26 protein-coding genes and 1 pseudogene are annotated in these 21869 nt (G+C 40.0%); 22 read left to right on the forward strand and 5 right to left on the reverse strand.

Annotated elements, in window-relative coordinates:
- The first annotated feature begins 626 nt into the window (after positions 1-626).
- From ADA55_RS18630 to modA, 4 genes are all read left to right on the forward strand, one after another.
- On the forward strand, positions 627-1325 hold the full coding sequence (locus ADA55_RS18630; protein WP_048686618.1) for a polysaccharide deacetylase family protein: 699 nt from the start codon (positions 627-629) through the stop codon (positions 1323-1325).
- A 17-nt stretch (positions 1326-1342) separates the two neighbouring features.
- On the forward strand, positions 1343-1942 hold the full coding sequence (locus ADA55_RS18635) for a DedA family protein (RefSeq protein ID WP_048686620.1): 600 nt from the start codon (positions 1343-1345) through the stop codon (positions 1940-1942).
- Positions 1943-2074: 132 nt separating this feature from the next.
- Positions 2075-3241 carry an MGDG synthase family glycosyltransferase gene (locus ADA55_RS18640; protein WP_048686622.1) on the forward strand — a complete coding sequence of 389 codons (1167 nt, stop codon included), beginning with the start codon at positions 2075-2077 and terminating at the stop codon, positions 3239-3241.
- A gap of 102 nt (positions 3242-3343) precedes the next feature.
- Complete coding sequence (gene modA, locus ADA55_RS18645) at positions 3344-4135, forward strand: molybdate ABC transporter substrate-binding protein (protein WP_048686624.1); 792 nt, start codon at positions 3344-3346, stop codon at positions 4133-4135.
- 481 nt (positions 4136-4616) lie between these two features.
- On the opposite strand, the gene ADA55_RS18650 is transcribed toward modA, so the two are convergent.
- Positions 4617-5111, reverse strand: a complete 495-nt coding sequence (locus ADA55_RS18650; RefSeq protein WP_048686626.1) for a VanZ family protein — start codon at positions 5109-5111, stop codon at positions 4617-4619.
- 117 nt (positions 5112-5228) lie between these two features.
- Between ADA55_RS18650 and ADA55_RS18655 the strand changes: the two genes are divergently transcribed.
- From ADA55_RS18655 to ADA55_RS18665, 3 genes are read left to right on the forward strand one after another with little or no spacing between them, the layout of a single operon-like run.
- On the forward strand, positions 5229-5600 hold the full coding sequence (locus ADA55_RS18655) for a hypothetical protein (protein WP_207117706.1): 372 nt from the start codon (positions 5229-5231) through the stop codon (positions 5598-5600).
- A complete protein-coding gene (locus ADA55_RS18660) occupies positions 5597-6097 on the forward strand; it encodes a hypothetical protein (protein WP_048686628.1) in 501 nt (166 codons plus the stop codon). Before ADA55_RS18655 ends, ADA55_RS18660 begins: the two co-directional genes overlap by 4 nt.
- Before the next feature lie 39 nt (positions 6098-6136).
- Positions 6137-6646 (forward strand): GrpB family protein, encoded by a 510-nt coding sequence (locus tag ADA55_RS18665; RefSeq protein ID WP_048686630.1) that lies wholly within the window; start codon positions 6137-6139, stop codon positions 6644-6646.
- Positions 6647-6720: 74 nt separating this feature from the next.
- Here the strand turns inward: ADA55_RS18665 and ADA55_RS18670 are convergent, their stop codons facing one another.
- Positions 6721-7728, reverse strand: coding sequence for a LacI family DNA-binding transcriptional regulator (locus ADA55_RS18670; RefSeq protein WP_048686632.1), 1008 nt, complete (start codon positions 7726-7728; stop codon positions 6721-6723).
- A 327-nt stretch (positions 7729-8055) separates the two neighbouring features.
- Between ADA55_RS18670 and ADA55_RS18680 the strand changes: the two genes are divergently transcribed.
- The 7 genes from ADA55_RS18680 (at position 8056) to ADA55_RS18710 (ending at position 13372) form a co-directional block, all read left to right on the forward strand.
- Positions 8056-8595 (forward strand): GrpB family protein, encoded by a 540-nt coding sequence (locus tag ADA55_RS18680; protein ID WP_048686636.1) that lies wholly within the window; start codon positions 8056-8058, stop codon positions 8593-8595.
- The gene (locus tag ADA55_RS18685) at positions 8582-9094 is read left to right on the forward strand and encodes a YdbC family protein (protein WP_161798628.1); all 513 of its coding nucleotides are present in this window, start codon (positions 8582-8584) and stop codon (positions 9092-9094) included. The genes ADA55_RS18680 and ADA55_RS18685 overlap by 14 nt, the downstream gene beginning before the upstream one ends.
- Before the next feature lie 206 nt (positions 9095-9300).
- Complete coding sequence (locus ADA55_RS18690) at positions 9301-10056, forward strand: AAA family ATPase (RefSeq protein WP_048686639.1); 756 nt, start codon at positions 9301-9303, stop codon at positions 10054-10056.
- A gap of 192 nt (positions 10057-10248) precedes the next feature.
- Complete coding sequence (locus ADA55_RS18695; protein ID WP_048686641.1) at positions 10249-10629, forward strand: GntR family transcriptional regulator; 381 nt, start codon at positions 10249-10251, stop codon at positions 10627-10629.
- Positions 10626-11312: an ABC transporter ATP-binding protein gene (locus tag ADA55_RS18700; RefSeq protein WP_034310708.1), complete on the forward strand. Its 687-nt coding sequence runs from the start codon at positions 10626-10628 to the stop codon at positions 11310-11312. The genes ADA55_RS18695 and ADA55_RS18700 overlap by 4 nt, the downstream gene beginning before the upstream one ends.
- Complete coding sequence (locus tag ADA55_RS18705) at positions 11309-12139, forward strand: hypothetical protein (RefSeq protein WP_048686643.1); 831 nt, start codon at positions 11309-11311, stop codon at positions 12137-12139. The genes ADA55_RS18700 and ADA55_RS18705 overlap by 4 nt, the downstream gene beginning before the upstream one ends.
- Positions 12140-12163: 24 nt before the next feature.
- Entirely contained in the window at positions 12164-13372 is a 1209-nt protein-coding gene (locus tag ADA55_RS18710; protein ID WP_048686645.1) for a hypothetical protein, read from the forward strand.
- A gap of 59 nt (positions 13373-13431) precedes the next feature.
- Here ADA55_RS18710 and ADA55_RS18715 read toward each other — a convergent pair whose 3' ends face one another.
- Positions 13432-14631, reverse strand: a complete 1200-nt coding sequence (locus tag ADA55_RS18715; RefSeq protein ID WP_048686647.1) for an MFS transporter — start codon at positions 14629-14631, stop codon at positions 13432-13434.
- 12 nt (positions 14632-14643) lie between these two features.
- Complete coding sequence (locus tag ADA55_RS18720) at positions 14644-15063, reverse strand: MarR family winged helix-turn-helix transcriptional regulator (protein ID WP_048686687.1); 420 nt, start codon at positions 15061-15063, stop codon at positions 14644-14646.
- 165 nt (positions 15064-15228) lie between these two features.
- Here ADA55_RS18720 and ADA55_RS18725 point away from each other — a divergent pair, with 165 nt between their 5' ends.
- Together ADA55_RS18725 and ADA55_RS30075 are read left to right on the forward strand one after the other, a co-directional pair.
- Complete coding sequence (locus tag ADA55_RS18725) at positions 15229-15630, forward strand: hypothetical protein (RefSeq protein ID WP_048686650.1); 402 nt, start codon at positions 15229-15231, stop codon at positions 15628-15630.
- Between the two features lie 79 nt (positions 15631-15709).
- Positions 15710-15853, forward strand: a pseudogene (locus ADA55_RS30075) (hypothetical protein); the annotation flags it as partial.
- On the opposite strand, the gene ADA55_RS18735 reads toward ADA55_RS30075, so the two are convergent.
- The gene (locus tag ADA55_RS18735) at positions 15850-16494 is read right to left on the reverse strand and encodes a DUF6944 family repetitive protein (RefSeq protein ID WP_048686654.1); all 645 of its coding nucleotides are present in this window, start codon (positions 16492-16494) and stop codon (positions 15850-15852) included. The pseudogene ADA55_RS30075 and the gene ADA55_RS18735 overlap by 4 nt on opposite strands.
- A gap of 135 nt (positions 16495-16629) precedes the next feature.
- Between ADA55_RS18735 and ADA55_RS18740 the strand changes: the two genes are divergently transcribed.
- The 6 genes from ADA55_RS18740 (at position 16630) to ADA55_RS18770 (ending at position 21790) form a co-directional block, all read left to right on the forward strand.
- The gene (locus tag ADA55_RS18740) at positions 16630-17112 is read left to right on the forward strand and encodes a DUF4306 domain-containing protein (protein ID WP_048686656.1); all 483 of its coding nucleotides are present in this window, start codon (positions 16630-16632) and stop codon (positions 17110-17112) included.
- Between the two features lie 215 nt (positions 17113-17327).
- Positions 17328-17975 carry a pentapeptide repeat-containing protein gene (locus ADA55_RS18745; protein WP_048686658.1) on the forward strand — a complete coding sequence of 216 codons (648 nt, stop codon included), beginning with the start codon at positions 17328-17330 and terminating at the stop codon, positions 17973-17975.
- A 173-nt stretch (positions 17976-18148) separates the two neighbouring features.
- Positions 18149-18835 carry a VOC family protein gene (locus ADA55_RS18750; protein ID WP_048686661.1) on the forward strand — a complete coding sequence of 229 codons (687 nt, stop codon included), beginning with the start codon at positions 18149-18151 and terminating at the stop codon, positions 18833-18835.
- A 468-nt stretch (positions 18836-19303) separates the two neighbouring features.
- Positions 19304-20581, forward strand: coding sequence for a glycosyl hydrolase family 8 (locus tag ADA55_RS18755; RefSeq protein WP_048686664.1), 1278 nt, complete (start codon positions 19304-19306; stop codon positions 20579-20581).
- 45 nt (positions 20582-20626) lie between these two features.
- A complete protein-coding gene (locus ADA55_RS18760; protein WP_048686667.1) occupies positions 20627-21022 on the forward strand; it encodes a VOC family protein in 396 nt (131 codons plus the stop codon).
- Between the two features lie 405 nt (positions 21023-21427).
- On the forward strand, positions 21428-21790 hold the full coding sequence (locus ADA55_RS18770; RefSeq protein ID WP_373689809.1) for a thioredoxin family protein: 363 nt from the start codon (positions 21428-21430) through the stop codon (positions 21788-21790).
- The last annotated feature ends 79 nt before the right edge of the window (positions 21791-21869 follow it).

The raw sequence follows: 21869 nt of genomic DNA on the forward strand, positions 1-21869 counted from the left end.
AAACAAGACTAGTTTATCCTTCATGTTTTTTTACAGTACCCCTTAATGGATGGAAGAAATGAGCGACACTCCTGCCGAATAACTGGGTAGCCAAGACTCCACAGCCGCCTACGGTGAAGAGGCTTGGCAGACAGTCGGCGGAAAGGGAGCGGATTTCTGGAATCAACTGGAATGTAATTTCAAGAAAAAACTGTAAGCTTGGACACATCCCGAAGCAAGTTTATGATAGGGGATCCTTCATGTTTTTACAGTAATCCTTAAAGGATGGAAGAAATTAGCGACACTCCTGCCGAATAACTGGCTAGTCGAGACCCCATAGGCGCTTGCTTTGATGCGGCTTGGCAGACAGTCGGCGGAAAGGGAGCGGATTTCTGGAATCAACTGCAACATCTTTTAAATAAAAAAATGCAGACATTGCTGTAATAGAACTAATGTCCTTCAACCTTTACAAAAATAAAAAAATAATGATAAGTGAAAATAATGAAAAAAAAATGCTAAATTGTAAGGAGAGGTTTTATAATGAATTACCTGAATACAATAACATTTGCTGCATTGTAGTAAATGATTATGATATAGGGAAAGGATCAGTATTGGTAATATCAATAATGAGAGGATAGTTTTGTGTGATGCATATATGGCTGATTAGTTTTATTATTTTATTATTGCTATTAATATTTTATACTATTATCCCAACGGTGCTTATTCGTGTATGCAGCCTGGGAATAACCAAAAAAATCAATTCGAATAATGGGATTGCGCTAACTTTCGATGATGGCCCAAACCCTGAATATACGATAAAATTACTTGATCTTTTAAAGGAATATGAGATAAAGGCCACATTTTTTGTTGTGGGCAGTAAAGTGAAAAGTAATCCTGGGATTATTAAAAGAATGCATGAAGAGGGACATACGATAGGTATCCATCATTTTCATCATGTTTCAAGTTGGGTCCTATCACCAATTCATCTGCGAAAACAGTTGGAAATGACTGAAAAGGCGATAACGGAATGCACGAATGAAAAGGTGGTTTATTATAGACCGCCATGGGGCCATTTCAATATCTTCACCCCACTTTTCAGTAAGAAATATAAAGTAATTATGTGGTCCGGCATCTTCGGGGATTGGAAAGTCGAAAATTGCAAAAGTACTCTGCTTGATCAGCTTCGAAGCACTTCGACAGAAGGTTCCATCCTGTTGCTTCATGACTGTGGCGAAACCTTGGGTGCGGATAAAGAGGCGCCAGGCTATATGATTGAAATGTTGAAAATTTACCTGCAGGAGAGTAAGGAAAAAGGAACACACTTTATTTCTTTAAAAGACTTATAACTAATTCTGGGGGTATTATGGATATAGATACGCTTTTACATTTTATTGATTCATATGGATACCTGATCATTTTTCTTTTTTTATTCTTCGGCATCGTGGGCGTGCCTGCTCCAGAAGAATCACTTCTATTTCTTATTGGGGTGCTGGTTGTCCAAGGTAAGCTCTCTATGGGTTTAGCTATGCTGTGTGCAATTCTCGGCGCCTTTATCGGAATGCTTGCAGCTTATGCATGCGGAAAATATGTGGGGTATCCATTTATAAATAAATATGGAAGATTCATTGGGATTACGGCTGAACGCTGGGAGAAAGCAAAGAAAAACTATACGGATAATGCACGAAAAACCTTAGTATTGGGATTTTACATTCCGGGGATGAGGCAAATAAGTCCATATTTTGCAGGAATCTCTTCTATACCCTTTCGGAAATACTTCCTCTTTTCCCTATTAGGCACTATAATATGGACCGTCCCTTTTATAGTGGCCGGTTATTATGTCGGGGATGCTTTTAATGTTAATCCCAAATATGTTCCATATTTAGGTGTTGTATTTTTAGTTATTTTTGTCCTATATGTTACTATCAAATACATTAAAAAGAGAAAACAAAGATCCAAAAGTTGAGTCGGCTCCTTATTATAAAACGTCGGAAATAAAAAATCGATTTAAGGAATGTGTTCAACGATATTGTAAGAGGAAGATATCATGAACTATATATTTTGTATTTTCAGAATGATTTCTTAGGAGATGACACATATGAAGAAGATTTTGTTTTTACCTCTCTTTCGAATGCAGTCGGGACATCATCAAGTTGCAGAGGCATTGATGGATATGTTAAAAAAGCATTCAAATGGGATTACTTATAAAAAAATCGATCTAATCAGTTATACCAATACCTCTCTAGAAAAATTCATTGCAAATAGTTATCTGACATGGATCCGTTATGCTCCGGAAACCTATAATCTTGCCTATAAGAACCTGTTTTATGTTCACTCGCCAAAGGAAAGTGTATGTAAATGGTATCAGCAATTATTCATGAATAAGATGGAACGATTGATAGCGGAAGAAAAGCCTGATTTAATTGTGTGTACACACGGTTTCCCTTCATATCTTTTGAGTCAGTTAAAGATGAAAGGGAAGTGCAGCACACCGGTAATAAACGTGTACACGGACTTTTTTATTAATAATGTGTGGGGAAGCGAAGGGATAGATGCCCATTTTCTTCCTAGTCAAGAAGTGAAAGAAAAGCTGATGAGTAAGCGTCAAATACCAAAACAAACGATGATGGTCACTGGCATTCCCGTGCACGAGGAAATCACAAAAAATTCCCGTGTCCAAAGAAACTCAGAACGGCCAAAAATTTTGATATCCGGAGGAAATAGCGGTCTGGGGGGGATTTTGAACTTAGGTGATGAGTTAAAGAATTCAACCGACTTTGATTATTTAGTTCTTTGCGGAAATAACAACAAGCTTTATGAAGAAATCAATACATGGAACTTACCTCATATCAAACCATTGCCCTATATCTCATCAAGGTCTGAAATGAATAAGCTATATGAAGAAGTGGACGCAATCGTTACGAAACCGGGCGGTGTCACGATCAGTGAATCATTGCGAAAAAAGCTTCCGATTTTTGTTCATTCCAGACTTCCGGGGCAGGAGGAAATCAATCTGCAGTATCTAAAACAGCAAGGCCTTGTATTTAAACTTAATCAGAAAACGCCTTTTGAAAAACAATTGCTGAGTATATTGAAGGATCAGAGTAAAATGAAAAAATGGAACACATCCATAGAGTCCTATCATAAGGAAATAGAGTTGGAGAAACCTGAGGGAATAGTGGAGGTCATGAAATTGATCCTTAATCTTAATCAAAATGGTACGCCTTCCTATCTAGCCCGACAGCCCAAACTTCTTTATAGCTAAATGCTTGGTGTTCCCGCTGGTGAACCTAAAAGGAAGAATGAATACGGAAGGCTGCTGAATTAGCAGCCATCCTATAATGAAAGGCCGGAAGGAAGAGTGACTTTGAAAAAAACATATCTTATGATTTTTTTGATGATGATGCTTGTGATGGCGGGGGCAGGGTGTTCAAGTGGTGAAACGGAAATGAAGGCGCAATCCGGAGGAAAAGTGGAATTGACGGTTTCCGCAGCTGTAAGTTTGCAAGATGCCTTGAATGATATAAAGAAGTCTTTTGAAAAAGAGAATGCAAATGTGGAAGTTCATTATAACTTTGGAGCCTCTGGAGCTCTTCAGCAACAGATATCCCAAGGTGCACCTGTTGACCTGTTTTTCTCAGCAGCAGAAGATAAATTTGATAAATTAGTAGAGGAAGATCTTATTGAAGAGAAGAATGGAATCGATTTAGTCGGCAATGACCTGGTGCTGGTGGTGCCAAAGGCTTCCAAAAAGGAAATCGGATCGTTGGAAGACCTCACAAAGGCCGCTAAAATTTCGATTGGGACTCCAGAGTCTGTACCGGCAGGGCAATATGCGAAACAAACTTTGGAAAACATGAACCTTTTCAAAGAGATGGAAGATCGATTGGTATATGCCAAGGATGTCCGGCAAGTGCTTACATATGTGGAAACGGGAAATGTGGACGCAGGTCTCGTTTATAAAACGGATGCGCTCAACTCATCAAAAGTTGAAATCATTGCAGCAGCCCAGGGAGATTTACATGATCCGATCATATATCCCGTGGGAATGATCAATAACCTGGATCATGCCAAGGAAGCCAAGCTATTCTATGACTATCTCCAAACGGAAGCCTCCATGAAAATCTTTGAAAAATACGGATTTAAGAATTTGAAATAACCGCCAATCCGGTGGCCTCAGTTTGTAGACAAAAGGGGTTCGGAAAATATATTTCATCAAATGAAGTTCCCAAGCTAACACCCTCAACTCATCAGGTATGGTTTCTAACTAAATGTTATAACAAAGTTGATTGGAGAGAAAGGTGCGAGACTCCTGCGGGAAAAGCGTGTCTAGGGAGACCCCGCAGGCGCAAGCCGAGGAGGCTCCCTGACCGCCCGCGGAAAGCGAGTGCCTGTAGCGGAAATCGACGTTCATTGTACAAGCCATAAAAAAATGTAGGCAAACTCGATTTGTTCGAATTTGTCTACAAACTCCAACCACCAATCTGGTGGTCTTTTTTTTATTCATCCCAGTAATATTAGGTATATTTCCCTTTATATTGAAACTTCTTCTCGCTTTACACGTAAGAATAAGGACATGCATGCATTCGTCTTTCAATCGCTGCGTAAAGAGGTTTTTGTGACAAAAGAAGGACAGCAAATTACTGTCCTTTGGTTTGACTGCGAATGGTACCATTCTTTTTGAACACGATGTAAAACAATTTAATAGGCAGGTATCCTATAACCCCGCCGAGAGTATTCAGGATCAAATCATCGGTATCAAAACTTCCTAATTCAAATAAAAGCTGAAGAATCTCATAGGTGAAACTAAGACAGAATGTTGCAATCAAGATCGATTTTAGTTGGGAAAACCTTTTTGACAGTAAGGGAAGCATCAAGCCGAACGGTACAAAGCCGATGATATTCCGCGCTATATTTTCAATCCGGATCAATGGGTTAACATCCGCTAAGAACAGGTAATGGGCAATGGTTTTAAAAGGGATGAAGTTATGGGACCCCCAATAGCGGCCATGGGAAAAACTTATATGACCATTCATTTCGGTTATCGAGAAGGTTTTAAATAAAATGAGTTTTGTAAGGATTAATAGATACAGAACCATAAATAACGTTAATACTATTTTCATAAATATTTTCAAGATACAACTCCAATATTAAAGTGGGAAATATTTATCATTTTATCATCAATGGTATATGATGAGTTTAATGTAATAATTTACTATATTTTAGTTCGAATTACCAAGGAGGGGTAAACAGTGGAGGAAGCAATAATTGATTTTGTCATTGCGGTCATATTAATTATTGGTTTCGCATACGGTCTCATTAGGCAATTTAGACATTGTGTCAGTATCAGGAAGGGAAATAAGTCGGAGTATGTACATTACAAGAGGGCATTGATTGGAAACTATCTGGTTTGCCTATCCTATTCAGGGTTTCTATTTTCTTATATTTTGAATTCATTATTGGGATCCCAAATTATACAGGCTTCATTTATTACAAGCGATAATACGAGTTTTTGCAGTTTCAGTTTTCTTGCCATTCTATTAATCGCCAAATTTGGGATTATTCCTAAGGAAAATGAACAAGTCGGATTACAAGAATACATAGTTGAGAAAGAGGAAATATGAAGAAAATTTCGCTTATCATATTAATCGCATGTATTTCGATCACCTTTCTATTAAATGTTGCCATGCCTGAACTTGCTGGCAAAATGAAACATAATATAAGTTCCATGAATATCCTTTATTCATACAGTGTCACAAAAACATTCTCGGATCAAACCCATGATACGATCGAAATGGCATCCGTTCCTTCAGGGAAAACAGAGACCAGGGTTGCCGATTTCCGAAGTGATGTCAAGCTTGAAGGCACGCAGCTGAATATTAAAAGTGTAGTGAAAGAGCACTTGAATAAACCTCAAGTGTATAAAACTAAAGAAAAGTTAACCGGGCCCGAAAAAGGGTTTTCATACCGGACATATCATCTTACCAAAAATTATGATAAAGGAAGATATACAGTCATCCGAACGAATAAAATAACGGGAAAAGAAAAGGTGTATGCCGGAACTTACTATGAGCCGAGCAGCCAAGATCCGTTCGTAAAATGGTCACGTGATGAAAAATGATGGCTGACTATACGATTTCATGTAAAGTTGAGTGATTATATGGAAAAAACAGTGAAGATCGAGGAATATAACCCTGATTGGGTCGGTGAATTTCAACAGGAAAAAGCGAGGATAATGGAGGTTTTAAAGAACGATTCCCTTTGTGTCGAGCATATTGGAAGTACATCCGTCATGGGGTTGGGGGCAAAACCGATTTTGGACATCATGGCTGGCGTCCAACATTTAGCTGAAGTTGACATGTTCATTGAACCGTTGAAATCGATTGGGTATGAATTTGTCCCGCATAAGGAGTTTCCTGAAAGGCGTTTCTTTAGAAAAGGCCAATGGAGAGCGGGGACACACCATTTGCATATCTATAGATTCGGAAGTGAACAGTGGAAGGATCAACTTTCATTCAGGGACTATTTAAGAAGCCATCCTGACGTACGGAAACAATACCAGCAATTAAAAATGTCCTTAGCAGAAAAGCATCCTGCAGATATAGTGGGGTACACAAAAGCGAAAGCGCCATTTATCTTAAATGTCATGGAATCAGCAAAAGGCGGTTGACTTCCAAGGTGAAGTTTTGAATTACTTGAAAAATGGTAACGGCAGTGGTTTAAACTGCCGTTTTTGTATGACAATTAGCATGAACTTCGAACGATGAGTTCGGGGGCAAACCGATAAGTAATGTACGGGGCCTGATCCGAATTGGTTATCCGATTCAATAGTAACTCAGCTGTTTTAATTCCCATTTGCTGTATGGGCTGTCCAATTGTCGTGATGGATGGTTCATAAAACTCCGTATAAGCGACATCATCAATGCTGACAATCGCCACTTCCCCGGGAATCGAGATTTTTTGCTTTTTTAAATAGCTAAGGATTTCACGTAATACTAAATCATTTCCTGCCACAATGGCTGTCGGTGGTTTTTCTGCATCGAATATCCGGGCCAGTTTTTCTTGAATTTGGTTTCTGGGTAAAGAATGAATATCATCCTCCCTTACTTCCAATTTATGAGATGCCATCGCTTTTTTAAATCCTTCGATCCTCTCCAGCCTTGGTGTGATCGGGATATCAATCGGTAAGGTTAAAAATGCAATGTTTTCGTGTCCTTTTTCAGCCAGCATGGAAACGGCTAAAAAGATTGCAGCATGATTATCTAAAAGAACGGAATCGGAAGTTACGCCATCAACTAATCGATCGACGAATACCATTGGAATGGAATGATCGATCAAGTAATTATAGACTTTAAAATCATTTCCAACCGGAAAGATGATGATTCCATCCACTTGAGTAGAAACGAGCAAATCAAGGTATTCTTTTTCTTTCTCTGGATCATCGGCAGAGTCACATATGAATACTTTCATGCCGTGATGCTGAAGCTGTTCTTCTACGGTACGAATGATTTCAGTGGATAAAGTATGTAAAATATTAGCTACGAGTATGCCAATGACCTTTGTTTTTTTCACTTTTAAATTCCGGGCATTATCATTGGGACGAAAGTCAAGTTCTTGGATGACTTGCTCGATTCTGTCCTTTGTTTCAGCACTCATATAACGAAAACGCTGGTTAATATATTGAGAAACCGTACTTTTGGAAACACCGGCCTTCTCAGCAACATCTGATATGGTAGTTTTCTTTTTTTTCATGATGTTCTCCTAAAGGATATTATTTCTTGAACTAGAACGGGATACCTTCATCATAACAAAGGAGCATGATGATTCCAACGCCAGTTAGCAAAGAAACAGGAGGAAAGAGGCATTCCGCAGCGAAGGGGCATGAAACCAACTATTTTGAAAGATCAAAATGTGGCTTCCATACAAAAAGCGAAGTAAAACAAATGAAATGTAAGCGTTATCCAAAAAGCAACTGGGGTTATTATCCCGGCTGCTTTTTTGTGATGCATGCACATTGGTGTTAAAATAAGGAAACAGTAAAAAAGGAATGTAAACGCGAATTCCTATCAAGGAGGCTTCATGAGAAAGGTAGAGGTCGTACCATATAAGAAAGAATGGTCCAAGCTATTTCATGATGAATGCCAAAAATTAGAGGATATTTTCGGGCCTGAAATGTTGAATGTATACCATATTGGCAGTACGGCCATTCCGGCCATCCATGCCAAGCCTGTAATAGATATTTTGGCAGTGGTGAAAGATGTGGAATGTGTCGCTGACTTTAATAAAGAGATGGAAGAGATGGGGTATGATTTCAAGGGGGAGAACGGAATCGCTGGCCGACGTTTTTTTCGTAAAGGCGGGGATGAGAGGACGCACCATATTCACATGTTTCAAAAAGGACATGAAGAAATTGCCCGACACCTCGCTTTTCGGGATTATTTGCGGGCACACCCTGATGAAGCACAAGAGTATAGTAGGCTGAAGCAGCGCTTGGCAGCGGAATTTCCAATTGATATCAATGGTTATGTAAACGGGAAAAATGATTTTATCAAAAAGGTCGATGAAAAAGCGAAACATTGGGCGAAGCGTGAGGATCATCATGCTAATGAAGTGGATTAAATGCCAAGTGAATGAGGAAAACAAGCGTTCATTTTCAAAAGCACAAGAGGGATGGGGACAGTTGCGCCATTGTGCTGGCTTCATCGGTCAAATCGGAGGGTGGAATAGAAATGAACCCTGTGAAGCAGGCATTCTCTCCGTTTGGAAAGATCTCCTTTGTCATCAACGTTTCATGCAGCATCAGCATGATGAAATTTTCGCCAAGAGTGACCAGGGAAGTACGTATACAAATATTTCTGTCGATATATTCGAGAGCATATCCAATATAGGAACAACGGACATTACGGATTTTGTTGATAAGGGAAAATTACTTCGAGTGGCTGAATATTCTGTTGAAAATGTTAAACGAGACCGTTTTGAGCAGGTGCTAAAAGACGCAGGGAACAGGGGGATGATACCGGGCATGCTGTCAGGCGCATTCGGTAAAAGGCAAAACAGCAGATATCTGGCCGCATCATTATGGGACAATGAAGATTCACATCAACGGATTGCGGATTAGGAATTGCCTGCACTGATAAACGAATCGGGAGTGAAAGATTCAACCCAGCGCATTTCAGTAAGTTTAATTGAATTGCATCCAAAGTGGGCGGTCATTTAGTATTAAACATTATCAATCTATCAATTTGAACAATCAATGGCGTATTGGATTGTTGCAGTCTTAATGGAATGGCTCTAAGAACATATTCTGCAGAAGGGTGATAACAAATGAAACTAGATTATGATTCACAGTATATCAGGGGCATCTACCTCAATAGAGACAGAATATCTTCGTATGACCATTTCCCTCTTGATCTTCCGGTTATCAGGCACCTTCAGGAAGTTGCTTTTCATCCCAGTGTTACCTATGTCATCGGGGAAAATGGAATGGGGAAGTCCACCTTGCTTGAAGGGATTGCGATTGCGTATGGCTTCAATCCCGAAGGCGGAACGTTGAATTTCAATTTTTCCAATTATGATTCACATTCCAATTTGGACGAATACCTCCGTTTGAAAAAAGGCGTATACAAACCGAAGGATCATTTTTTCTTTAGGGCGGAAACCTTTTATAATTTAGCTACGAATATAGAGGAATTGGACAGGGAGTCATCGTTTGGGTCGAAAATCATCGATTCCTTCGGTGGAAAATCGCTGCACCAGCAATCTCATGGGGAATCGTTTTTTTCTGCTTTTGTAAAACGATTTCAAGGCGATGGATTGTATATCCTCGATGAGCCTGAAGCTGCTTTGTCCCCATTGAGACAAATATCGATGCTGGCCAGGATAAATGAGCTTGTTCAACAAGGATCCCAATTCATCATTTCCACCCATTCCCCGATCATCATGGCCTATCCGGATGCTAAAATCCTCCAAATTTCCGATGAGGGAATGGGTGAGGTGACGTTAGAGGAGTCCAATCACTATTTGTTAATGAAACAGTTTTTTGAAGATAAAGATCGGCTGCTTCATCATCTATTTCAATGAGATTTTAGCATCTCCTTGAAAGGCAACTAAGGAAAAACCCCGTCTGCACTGCGCATACGGGGTTTTCATTTTTTTGGAATTCCTTGTTGACAGCTTAGGTGTATTACGGGTATAGTACATCTATAAGGTGTATGAACCACTTAGTACATACACGCATATCAGGCTTTTTTTAATAAATAGGGGGTGGTTTTAATGAACGTAAATACCCGGGAACCGGTATATCTGCAAGTCGTTAGGCATTTCAAAGAACAAATAGCCATTGGTAATTTCGTGGCGGGGCAGGAAATTCCCTCACGAAGAGAACTGGCGGCTTCACTCAATATAAATCCCAATACCGCTCAAAAAGCGTATAAAGAAATGGAGGAACAGGGCTTGATTCATACAGAACGAAATTTCCCCAGTCAAATCACGACGAATGAAACGATTTTACAGGCTGTAAGGCAGGAATTGATTTTGGCGGCCGTCGATACATTTGTCGATGCGATTCGTCCGATTAATGTACCGGTTGATGAACTGCTTCGTGTGGTTAAAGAAAAATACTCGGAAGAAATAAGGGAGGAGGAAGAACAATGATAGAAGTAAAAAAGATCTCCAAGAATTATGGACGGAAAAAGATCTTGGATGATGTTTCATTTACAGCCAATAAAGGGGAAGTCACTTGTCTGATCGGGATAAATGGTGTCGGTAAAACGACTACACTCAAAGCGATCATGGGCTTGACGCCATATAAAGGTGAAATCCTTATCGATGATCAAAAGATGACAAAGGACAGTTATGAAAAAATCACCTTCATTCCGGACGCACCAACCATGCTTCCGCAAATGACCATTAAACAGGCCATGGTTTTCATGTCGGATTTCTATACGTCCTGGAATCCGGAAAGAGCTAACCAATTAATGGGTTTTTTCAAGCTTAAAGAGGAGAATCGCATTTCGGAATTGTCAAAAGGGAATACAGCTAAGCTCAACCTGATGCTTGGTTTGTCCCTTGACGTCGATTATGTTCTGATGGACGAACCATTTTCGGGAATCGATATGTTTAGCCGCGAGCAAATTGCCGATGTCTTTGCGAGCCACCTGATTGAAGATAGAGGAGTCATCATCACGACCCATGAAATCGGTGATATTGAACATTTGATCGATAAGGTCATTTTATTGGATAACGGTACAGTGCTTAAAGAGTTCAATACAGAAGAAATGCGGGAAGAGGAAGGAAAGTCGGTAGTCGATGTAATGAGAGAGGTGTATCAATCATGATGCGATATATAAAACTAGTGAACTTTGAAATCAACCGTTTCAGTAAAATCTATCTTAGCTTATTGTTGATCACCTTGGTTTCGCAATTTGCGGGAGTGATCATCGTAACGAAGAGCCTTCTTAAAGATGCCAGGGATATCATGAAAGAAGAAAGACTATCTGAAGCCGCTTATATTACCAATTATGGAGGCATTGATTTTAACCATATTGCCAATACCCTCTTGTTTGTAGGACCGATAGCGCTGAGTGCGGTTGCCCTTATTTTTTACATTTTCCTTATTTGGTATCGTGATTGGTTTGGAAAGAATACGTTCATTTATCGTCTATTGATGTTACCGACATCCAGATTATCGATCTACCTTTCAAAAGCTACGGCCATCTTCCTGATGGTATTAGGGTTGATTGCTTTCCAAATCATCATTTTACCTATGGAAAATGCCCTATTTAATTCGAATGTGCCGGAAGCGCTCTTGAATGAAATGTCAATTTCTACTATCACGATAGCCAATCCGATTTTATCATTGATCATTCCAAGCACGTTCACGCAATTCCTGCTTTCTTATGGCATCGGTCTTATGATCATGTCGATATTATTCACGGCGATCATGTTTGAAAGAAGTTTCCGCATAAAAGGAATCATAATGGGCTTGTTATATTGCGGAATCGCTGCGGTGTTGTTTTTAGCTCCATTTTTCGTAATGGAGTTTGGGAATTTCTATTTTTATCCTAATGAATTATTTGGCCTGCTGCTCGCATTAGGAATCATTTTGACAGGATTATCGGTTTGGCTTGGTGCTTGGTTATTGAAAAATCGCGTTACCGTATAACAACTTTAAAGGAGAGTGAACAAGGTGAAACGTTATTTATGCAGCATCATTATTGGAATGGTTGTCATCTTAAGCATCGGGACCTATTATGTCAAAGTAGCTTCCTCCGCTTCCAGCCTTCCAAAGTATACGTTCAAGACACTGGAAGGGAGCGATAAAGAGCTTGATCCGGTGATCATAAATGCTTCGCTTCAAAATGGCAGTAATTTTTATGAACCATTAACAATTGAATCCAATACAACGACATATGCCAGCGAAAGGTCTTACTTGGAGAACTTAACTGGAAGACAAGGTCATGAAATTGAAAGATTGGTAAAAGAACATCGTTCATTTATGCGTGGCAGAGATTCCATTAGTTCTTTATATGAAGACGATGATTTCCTCGCTTACGCTCGGGTGAATAGCGAATATACAAAGAGTGGGAATATGGAAGCGGAGTTTGATATCGGTTTACTGGAGAAGAAGGACGAAGAGGAAACTTCATTCCAAATTGAACTTCCGAATCAAGGGAGAATCATGAATGCTGATGTCAGGGATGTGCAGTTGGTCCATTCAAAACTACAGGTTTTAACGATGAATGATGTGAATTCCAACAATGAGAAGCAGACAAAAGAAGTTCATCTGTATACGATCGATGTAGCCAATAAAAAAGTCTTGAGCGATAAAACCCTTGTATCTGAAACCTTTACTGACCCAGAACAAGTTGATTTTGAGATGCCAATCGATCTTGCTCCCTCACAGCCAAATAACATGGTATTCATTTCGTTAATTAAAGGGGTAAATCATGAGGATGGCTTTGAGGAAAAACTAAAGGAAAGCAAGCTTTTATCTTATAATTATGAAACGGAAAAATTAGAAACGGTTAAAAAAGGATCACTTAGCCTGGAAATGGCTAGATCAGGATATACAGACGGAAAAAACCTTTATACAGTTGAAATGAAATCAGGTAAATATCGCATTAAAACGTTTGACCTCAGCAGTCAATCGTTAACGAATGACACCGAGCTGGATATAGCTGCTAATAAAGAAGAGCAATATACCGCTGCCTTTAAGAACGGGCGTGTGTACTTCCTATTGAACGGAATGAATCAAGTGGGGAAAACAAACAAGCCTGCCAAACTTCTGATTGCAGATATAAAGACTGGAAAGACTTTATATAAAGGTGAAACAATCATAAATAAAAAGAACAGCAAAAGTTTTGAACTTTATATCGATGACCTGGAAATAAAATAAGGACCAACTAAGCTTTTGAATAAAAAGGGATATCCTCCAATGGGATATCCCTTTTTCATTTAAATGGAAGCCAAGTTCGTTCTGGCTGTACGTTCCTTCTTGCCGTGCAAGAAGTAGTAAAGGACGGAGGTTAAGATGACCACAACGCCCAAGATGACATAAAGTGTGCTGTAACCTGTTACCGGAATGATGAATCCCAGAATATAAGGGCCGAAGCCAAGTCCTGCATCAAGCATGATAAAGAAGGTGGATGTTGCCATCCCCATTCGGTGAGGCGGTGTCAGTTTAACGGCAATCGCCTGCGAGCTTGATTGCATATTACCGAATCCGAGGCCAATGAGGAAACCAGCTGCCAGTAAAGTGAAACTATTGGTTGTCATACTTAAAAGCAGCAAGCCGACTCCGAAAATAATGAAAGCCGGATACATAATGAAGTTCGATCCTTTCCGGTCCATCAATGGTCCTGAGAAAGGACGTGATAACAATACGGCTACTGCGTACACTACAAAGAAGAAGCTTGCCGTATTGACCAGATTGATTTCAATGGCATAGAAACTGATGAAAGAAAGGACACTGGAATAACAGAAAGCCAATAACAGAGTGATGATGGAAATGGGCAGTGCCTTAGGTTCAATGAAATTGGAAAGCTTGAATCCTTTGCTTTCCGTAACTTTTGCCGTCACTTTCAATGCCGGGACATACAGGAAGAATGCTGTAATAAGGGAGATCACACCTAAAGCCAGGCAGAAACTGAAAATGATTTGGAAGCTTGTATGTTGAGCCATGAACAGACCGATGAAAGGACCGATAGCCGTCGCAAGTGTTGCGCTCATGCTGTAATAGCCGATGCCTTCACCCTTTTGTGTCGGCGGAATGATCTGCGCGACGATCGTACCTGTCGCAGTACTTGCCATCCCCATTGCCATCCCATGGATCAGGCGGTTAACAAGCAGGAAGCCGATTCCAAGGTCCACAAAATAGAGAAGTGTTGTCAAAGTGAAAAAGATCAAACCTATGAATAATGTTTTCTTGCGGCCGATTGAATCAATGAAACGGCCGATGAACAGACGTCCGATCAACGTCCCGATAATAAAAATTCCCGATATGAGTCCGGCTTCGCTTGTAGAAGCATCCAATTCATTAACAGCATAGATGGCAAGTGTCACCATCAGTAAATAAAAGATTAATGTTATGAAAAAATTGATGGACGAAACGATGACAAAGTCCTTCGTCCACAGTCTGGTTCTGGATTGATCCATGTTATTATCTCCTTACTTTATAATGTTATTTCTAATTTCGCCCATGATGCGTATGGCAGCGAGTTGTTCCTCTTCCGTGATCCCTTTCAAGATTTCCTGTTCATATTGATCGATTGTCACGCGGACTTCGCTGTAGACCTTTTTGCCAAGCTCCGTAAGCCGCATCCTTTTCTCGCGTTTATCTTTGCTTGGCACATGCTCGACATACCCCAGCTCTTCCAAGCGGGCAATGGTCCTCGTAATCGTGGGTTTCTCCACGCTTTGGTAATTGGCAAGCTCTACAAGCGTCGCCGAACCATAATTGTTCAAGTAATACAAAATGGACCATTGCGCCCTGTGTAAATCATGCTTATTCAGCTGGATATTAAGATTATTTTCAAACGGCCGGTACAGCAGCAATAATTGCTGAAAGAATTTTTGGAAAGTCTTTATCAGAAACACCTCTTATCAATATATAGTTATCGTGAGTAATCGTTACCCTGAGTAACTATAATAACAAGATAAATCCATTCTGTCCACTCGGATTTGTATTGTTTAGTTAAATCAGGTTTTTAGTTAAAATGAATGGGAATATAGGAATAGGAGATGATGTGAAGCATGAATAAATCTATGATCGCGTTAATTGCCGCAGCAACAATGCTAACTGCTTGCAATAATGACAAAGCGGATGAAAACAGGGGGAAGTCTGTCCAAACAACCGAAGAAAATCAAACCCAAACTGAAAATGAACAACAAAAACAACCCTCGAAAACAGAAACTCAAACAAGTCCTAAACATGAGAAGTGGTCTTCTCTGCCCGAATATGACAAAATCATCGAGCAAATCGGCAACGAAGACTATACTTTCAATAAGGAAACGGATAACGATGGTAAGCGAGTATTCCTTATTGAATTGAACGGTGAAAAACAATATAAAACCGTTTTCGTCAAAAATACCAATCGCCTGAAAATTATCAAAATAAATGGCGGCGGAGAGATTTATAACGGAATCATAAAATAAGTGGATCTGCGCACGTTGGTTTTTGATAAAGGGGGCGGGGAAATGGCTGCATTACCTCTCGGAGGGGGAGTGGCCGGTCCGGCAACAAGTTGGCGAGATCGCCAGAAAGTTAAAGGGTTCCATCCTTTATGCCGACAAGCATCCTTTTGCCGGCGGGAAGGATCATTATGCGGTATATTTCGAAGATCCCGATCGGATGAAGGTCGAACTAGTGGCCCCTTAGCGATAGTTGGCATAGCTATAATGGCGGTTATGTCCATCTTTCCCTTTCTCAGGTTCGGGTTCTGGGTCAAGTGAAAAGGCCTCGATCAATATAAATGCACCGAAAACTTGGGTCCAGCTGCCTAGTAAAAGAATATGTTCTCCCAACCGTACTTTTTCATTTAAAATGAAAATATTTCCCACGGATTCCAAAAATGAACCGGCTGAAATGAGGCCATTTCCCTTGATCTCAAAAGAGCGTGAAATGGTCTCCTCAGTCAGCGATGCCCCGAATGCTTCAATAGCTGCGCCCAGGCCTTGGATTCCACTGCCGATTGCATCGGTTCTAATGCCCTCCTCCACTGAACCACTCAACTGCATACCTATTCCAACTGCATCTGCGATATTGCCAATGGCCTCAAGCCAAGAACCGAATATGAAATAGGTTTCCGTACGTTCATTTTCCGGATTCAGCATTTTCGAACGGCCGATTGCTTGCAGCGAATTTCCAACGGCTTCAATGCCATTCCCTTTGAGGACGAGATCTTTTCCGAGGTCAGTGCTCGTTAAAGTTTGCCGGGTTTGCCCGATTGCACCTACAAGTGTACCGATGCCGAGTAACCATGCTCCTGAAATAAGGAGGTCATCTCCATGAGTGATCATATCTCAAACGCTCCTTAAAAGTGGTTAGATTATATTATTCAGGAAACAGTGTTTGTTTACATATTGCTTTATCACTTAGGGCTCCTGTTGAAAATCACCCATTTATTGGTATAATGACAGCTGGAGGAGATGATATTGACTTTTAACCATTTTTTGCAAATGATTATCGCTGCACTTTTCTTTATGGTTTTTACGTTTTGTACCTGGTATGAAGGAAGCGAAATTGTGGAAAGACCTTGGGAATGGAAGTATTCCACCCTTTTCACACACGTAAATGATGCACAGGCGATAGATGCAGTTGATATATCGAATTTCGATCATTTCGTGTATGCCGCAAAATTCAAACCGTTATTTCCACTTCTTATGGTCCTAGCCGCATCGTACATCATCATACTTTCGGGATATATCCTGTTCAAAAGAAGGATTAAAAAAATGGCCCTATTCTTGTTGGGATTTGGTGTCCTTTTTCTGTTTTCAAGTGGTTTTGTATCCCATTCCCCGACTGTTGGAGGAAATATCTTTCAAGCATTTTTTCTGATAGGCGGAATGATAGCGATAATGGCTGCAGCTCTATATTATTACCGGATACCAAGAGGATTCAATACGTTCATGAAGTAAGCAAGCTGCCGATGAGGCAGCTTTTTTTGTGCAAAATGTTGACACAAAATAACGAAAAATAATAGTCATTTTCGCGAAATTCTTAGATTGAACTTCACTGTAATGTAGTTTATAGTTAAGTCGAAATTTAGTGGACCAGTTGCTATATTACCGGCGATGAAACCCTATCGATTGGATAATCCAGTGATTGAGGAATAAAGCGAAAAGGTGATAATATGTCAGGCAAAATCAAAATTGAACAGCCAAAGATCCCCCAAGACCTAACACAAGCGAACTTTCAGGAAATATATTATCAAGATGAGCCTTATCTTGAGTCCCGTATCATAACCAACTGCACGATCGATAGAGAAAAAATGGACAAAATCGTATTATCCCAGATTGTTTTTAAAAATGTGACATTCAGTGATGTATCATTCAGGAATATCGAGCTGACGGATGTCATCTTTGATCATTGCGATTTAACGAATGCCGATTTCATGGGCGGCTCGATTCATCGTGTGGAATTCAAAGAGTCCAAACTTTTAGGCATTAACCTGTCTGACGCAAGCTTAGGGAATGTCTTCTTTGAGAATTGCAACCTGAATTTAAGTGCCTTTGGTTATTCCAGTTTAAAGCAAGTGAGGTTCGATCATTGCTCATTGGAAAGTGCTGACTATTATGAGTGTAAATTCATTAAAGTGAAGTTCGAAACATGCAGATTAAATGAAGTGAACTTTTCCCGGACACCGCTCAAGGGAATTGATATTAGCAGTTCTACATTTCAAAGGATTACCGTATCCCCGGAAGATTTAAAAGGCTGCGAAGTTTCCCCGGACCAAGCGATAGTCTTTGCAGCCATGCTTGGACTGAAAATTAAAGAGTGAACCTTTCAATAAGGCTGAAACGAGGGACCACCGAATTTGGCGGTCCTTTTTGAGTTATTTGTAGTGAAAATAGGCACAGTGAATAGAATTATATAAATTTTGAAAAGTACGGAATCTTTGCACAAATGCAGTATTGCTTTACAATATTTGTTAAGTGGAAGGGAGATTGGTCGTTGAATATCTATAAGGTCACTTTGTATAGTCATGCCTGGAATGAAATGCGGAATTTCTATGTTGATGTGTTAGGATTTGAGCTACTATCGCAAACGGTTGATGGTTTTGAAATTAAGGCAGGTGAAAGTGTACTTGAAATCAAAAAATATCATCACAAAGAAAAGCCTTTTTACCATTTTGCCATGAACATTCCGACCAATTTATTTGCTTCGGCAAAAGCATGGGCGAAATCAAAAGTGGAATTGACCAGGGAAGAGGATGATGACGAAGTTTATTTCAGCTTTTTAGACGCACAGTCTTTTTATTTTTTAGACCCTTCAGGCAACATTGTCGAGTTCATATCGAGATATTCCGTATCGCCCAAATCCGGGGCTGAGTCTTTTTCGGCTCAAAGTGTCCTGTGCATCAGTGAAATAAACATTACGACAGATGAAGTCAGGACTTTGGGAAATCGGTTGATCAGCAATGGTGTGCCTGTAAGGAATGGTGAAACGATAAGAGAAGATGGATTGAATTTCATGGGTGAACATGAAGCAGGTTCGTTTTTACTTTTAGGTCCAAGGAAACGGCGTTGGATTTTCTCGGATAAAGAGTCGGAAACCTTTCCGCTTTCGCTAGTCATAAATCAGCATCTGGAAATTTCATTGGATGGCGAAGGATGTATGGAATTGAAAAAGGTGGAATGATGTAGATTTATATTTTGGCAATCAAGCAGAAGCAGGGCTGCCTCTCATTGATGTATTTCCAAACCAGCATCTATTCTCTTCAATGATGCCAGTCTTCTGCTTACAAATATCGATTAGCTGTATATATTTATATTTATATTATTACTTAATAAAATCTCTAAAATTATCAATATAGAAAGCTACATAACCGCAATTTGGGCATACAGATGCTTTAGGGTATGAAGATACACTATTGAAAAGTCCCTTTCTTTTGGCTAATCTTAATTCCATTCATTCCGCCTTGTACATTTAGTTTGCAATCATCTATCATTTCAGTTTGGCACTGATTACAAATTTTTCTCATTAAAAAACACTCCTTTTTCATTTAAAAACAACTTAAGTAGAAACACTCACAATTCGATTTATTTTAACATAAATATCCAAAATTCATTATGACATTTTGAATTATATAACCCAAGGAGCAAAGCCATGAAAAAAAGAAGTTTATTGATAGCGGTGGGCGTGATCGTTTTTGGGATCATTGCCTCGATAGCATTTGTTTCTCAAACCAAAAAGAAAGAGATTGCCGGTAAAAGGCCATTTCCCCAGCATACAGTCTATCAAGCGGGGACGATAAAACCTGACAATCTGTCACAGGAGGAAATGGATGCTGCCGTAGCGAATTTTTATGAAACCTGGAAAAATGAATACCTTAAGCAGCCTGCCCATAAAAATGATGAATATTATATTTTTTACAATGATAAAGGATATGCTGAGCCCAAGAATGCAGTGACCGTTTCTGAAGCGCATGGTTATGGGATGATGATAACGGCAATCATGGCAGGCAGCCAGGATAAGCAGTACTTCGATGGGCTTTACCGTTTTTATAAAGCGCATGGAAGTGATAATGACCCTACATTAATGGCATGGCAGCAAGTAAAGGATAAATCGGGTAAAATCATCAATACGCCAGGGGATGCCGATTCAGCAACTGATGGCGATATGGATATCGCCTATTCGTTATTATTGGCTCACCGCCAGTGGGGAAGTGAAGGGGAAATCGACTATCTTGCGAGTGCAAAGGACATCTTGGATGCGATCATGTCGAATGAAATAAATCGGTCGCAGTCCCTTGTTAAACTAGGGGACTGGGCGGAAGATGAAGATGACGTATACGGACAATCGACTCGCTCCTCTGACCTTCTTCTTAATCATTTTAAGACATTTGAAGCGGCGACTGGTAATGATGAATGGATAGATGTAAGAGATAAGGCGTATAAGGTCATTCAATCTATTTATAAGGAGAAAAGCGGCAATACGGGGCTCATCCCGGACTTCATTGTACAATCCAAGGGAGAATATCAGCCGGCAGAAGCGGACTTTTTAGAAGGGGAAAATGACGGCAATTATAGCTGGAACAGCAGCAGGACCCCTTGGCGCTATACGCTCAATTACTTACTGACTGGTGATGAAAGAGCGCTGCCGCAATTAAAGAAGATGAATGATTGGATTAAAGCGGAAACGGATGGCAACCCTGAAAATATCCAATCCGGTTATACGCTAAGCGGAAAAGCCGTGGAAGAAGGTAATAGTACAAGCTTCGTCGCTCCATTCATGGTGAGTGCCATGGTTGATTCCTCCAACCAGCAATGGATTAATCGCTTATGGAATCGGACGATACAGGAACAAGATGATGATGACTATTTTGCCAATACGATAAAATTACAGACAATGATTGTGGCTTCAGGTAACTGGTGGGCGCCATGATTCAATGGAAGAAACTAAGTAAAGGTGAAAAGGAGTTTGATGAGAATGATGAAGGTCACACCTTTCTTGATGTTCGAAGGGTATGCGGAGGAAGCGATGAATTATTACACATCTTTAATCGAAGGATCGAAAATAACCAGCATTGTTCGGTATGGTGCAAATGAATCTGGTACAGAAGGAAGTGTCATGCAGGCTACCTTTACCTTGAAGGATCAGGAATTTATGTGCATCGATAGCAATGTTAAGCATCAATTTACATTTACACCATCGTTTTCAATATTCCTTACATGTGATAGTGAAGAGGAAATTGACAGGCTTTATTCGAGCTTAACTGATGGCGGACAAGTGATGATGCCATTGGGTGACTATTTCTTTAGTAAGAAGTTCGGCTGGGTATCCGATAAGTTTGGTGTTTCCTGGCAGCTTACTCTCCCAATATGAATGAAATGAAAAGGCCACTGGATAGTGGCTTTTTTCAGTTTGTTGACCAATGGGGATTCGTAAGTGGGGATTCATGGAGAAAGAAGCCAGTCTGTTTCGTCATTCATGGAGGACCCGGGGGCGAGCACATTGGATTTAAACCGTTCCTGACGCCGTTTTCGGCTGCCCTTCTTCTGATCGCCACATCGCCGAAAAGATTCCTGACAGTGAATTGATCATTTTTGAAAAAAGCTGTCACAATCTTTTCATTGATGAAAATTGGAATTCATTTTCGAGGATTTCTTCTTTCTTAAACGAGAGATTTGGACACAAAGAAAAGCGGGCATAGAGCAAAGCATAACCGGGCAAGAGTTAGATGTTTGTACTGTGAAGGAATTAATTATATATTAATCCATAAGTACATTAATTCATGGATTAAAGTATGATGATAAGAAAAGCCCGGAGGAGACAATCATGAAAAATATCAATACAGAACAAGAATATCGTGAACAAATCAACCAAGAGGGACTGACGGTCGGGATTTTTACGACTACATGGTGCCCGGACTGCAAACGTTTAGATATGTTCATCGATGAGATCACTCAAGAACATCAAGACAAACAGTGGTTTACAATCGATCGTGACGAGTTCCCTGAGATTTCCGAAGAGCAAACGGTAATGGGAATTCCATCACTTTTAGTATTTAAAAATGGGGAAAAGGTTGCGCACCTGCACAGTGCAAATGCTAAAACTCCAGAGGCGGTCAATGAATTTCTAAATGACCTATAAAAGAAAAGGTGAACCCCAGGGTGCTGTAATGAGGGGTTCATCTTTTTTTAAGGAATTTTTTCTAGAAATGACTTGATTT

It is taken from the genome of Bacillus sp. 220_BSPC (assembly GCF_001054655.1).
Classification (GTDB): Bacteria; Bacillota; Bacilli; order Bacillales; family DSM-1321; genus Peribacillus; species Peribacillus frigoritolerans.

Coding starts and splice junctions, on each gene's coding strand:
- ADA55_RS18630 (WP_048686618.1), top strand. CDS start 627: ATGCATATATGGCTGATTAGTTTTATTATTTTATTATTGCTATTAATA.
- ADA55_RS18635 (WP_048686620.1), top strand. CDS start 1,343: ATGGATATAGATACGCTTTTACATTTTATTGATTCATATGGATACCTG.
- ADA55_RS18640 (WP_048686622.1), top strand. CDS start 2,075: ATGAAGAAGATTTTGTTTTTACCTCTCTTTCGAATGCAGTCGGGACAT.
- ADA55_RS18660 (WP_048686628.1), top strand. CDS start 5,597: ATGAAGAAAATTTCGCTTATCATATTAATCGCATGTATTTCGATCACC.
- ADA55_RS18665 (WP_048686630.1), top strand. CDS start 6,137: ATGGAAAAAACAGTGAAGATCGAGGAATATAACCCTGATTGGGTCGGT.
- ADA55_RS18670 (WP_048686632.1), bottom strand. CDS start 7,728: ATGAAAAAAAAGAAAACTACCATATCAGATGTTGCTGAGAAGGCCGGT.
- ADA55_RS18680 (WP_048686636.1), top strand. CDS start 8,056: ATGAGAAAGGTAGAGGTCGTACCATATAAGAAAGAATGGTCCAAGCTA.
- ADA55_RS18685 (WP_161798628.1), top strand. CDS start 8,582: ATGAAGTGGATTAAATGCCAAGTGAATGAGGAAAACAAGCGTTCATTT.
- ADA55_RS18690 (WP_048686639.1), top strand. CDS start 9,301: ATGAAACTAGATTATGATTCACAGTATATCAGGGGCATCTACCTCAAT.
- ADA55_RS18695 (WP_048686641.1), top strand. CDS start 10,249: ATGAACGTAAATACCCGGGAACCGGTATATCTGCAAGTCGTTAGGCAT.
- ADA55_RS18700 (WP_034310708.1), top strand. CDS start 10,626: ATGATAGAAGTAAAAAAGATCTCCAAGAATTATGGACGGAAAAAGATC.
- ADA55_RS18705 (WP_048686643.1), top strand. CDS start 11,309: ATGATGCGATATATAAAACTAGTGAACTTTGAAATCAACCGTTTCAGT.
- ADA55_RS18715 (WP_048686647.1), bottom strand. CDS start 14,631: ATGGATCAATCCAGAACCAGACTGTGGACGAAGGACTTTGTCATCGTT.
- ADA55_RS18725 (WP_048686650.1), top strand. CDS start 15,229: ATGAATAAATCTATGATCGCGTTAATTGCCGCAGCAACAATGCTAACT.
- ADA55_RS18735 (WP_048686654.1), bottom strand. CDS start 16,494: ATGATCACTCATGGAGATGACCTCCTTATTTCAGGAGCATGGTTACTC.
- ADA55_RS18745 (WP_048686658.1), top strand. CDS start 17,328: ATGTCAGGCAAAATCAAAATTGAACAGCCAAAGATCCCCCAAGACCTA.
- ADA55_RS18755 (WP_048686664.1), top strand. CDS start 19,304: ATGAAAAAAAGAAGTTTATTGATAGCGGTGGGCGTGATCGTTTTTGGG.
- ADA55_RS18760 (WP_048686667.1), top strand. CDS start 20,627: ATGATGAAGGTCACACCTTTCTTGATGTTCGAAGGGTATGCGGAGGAA.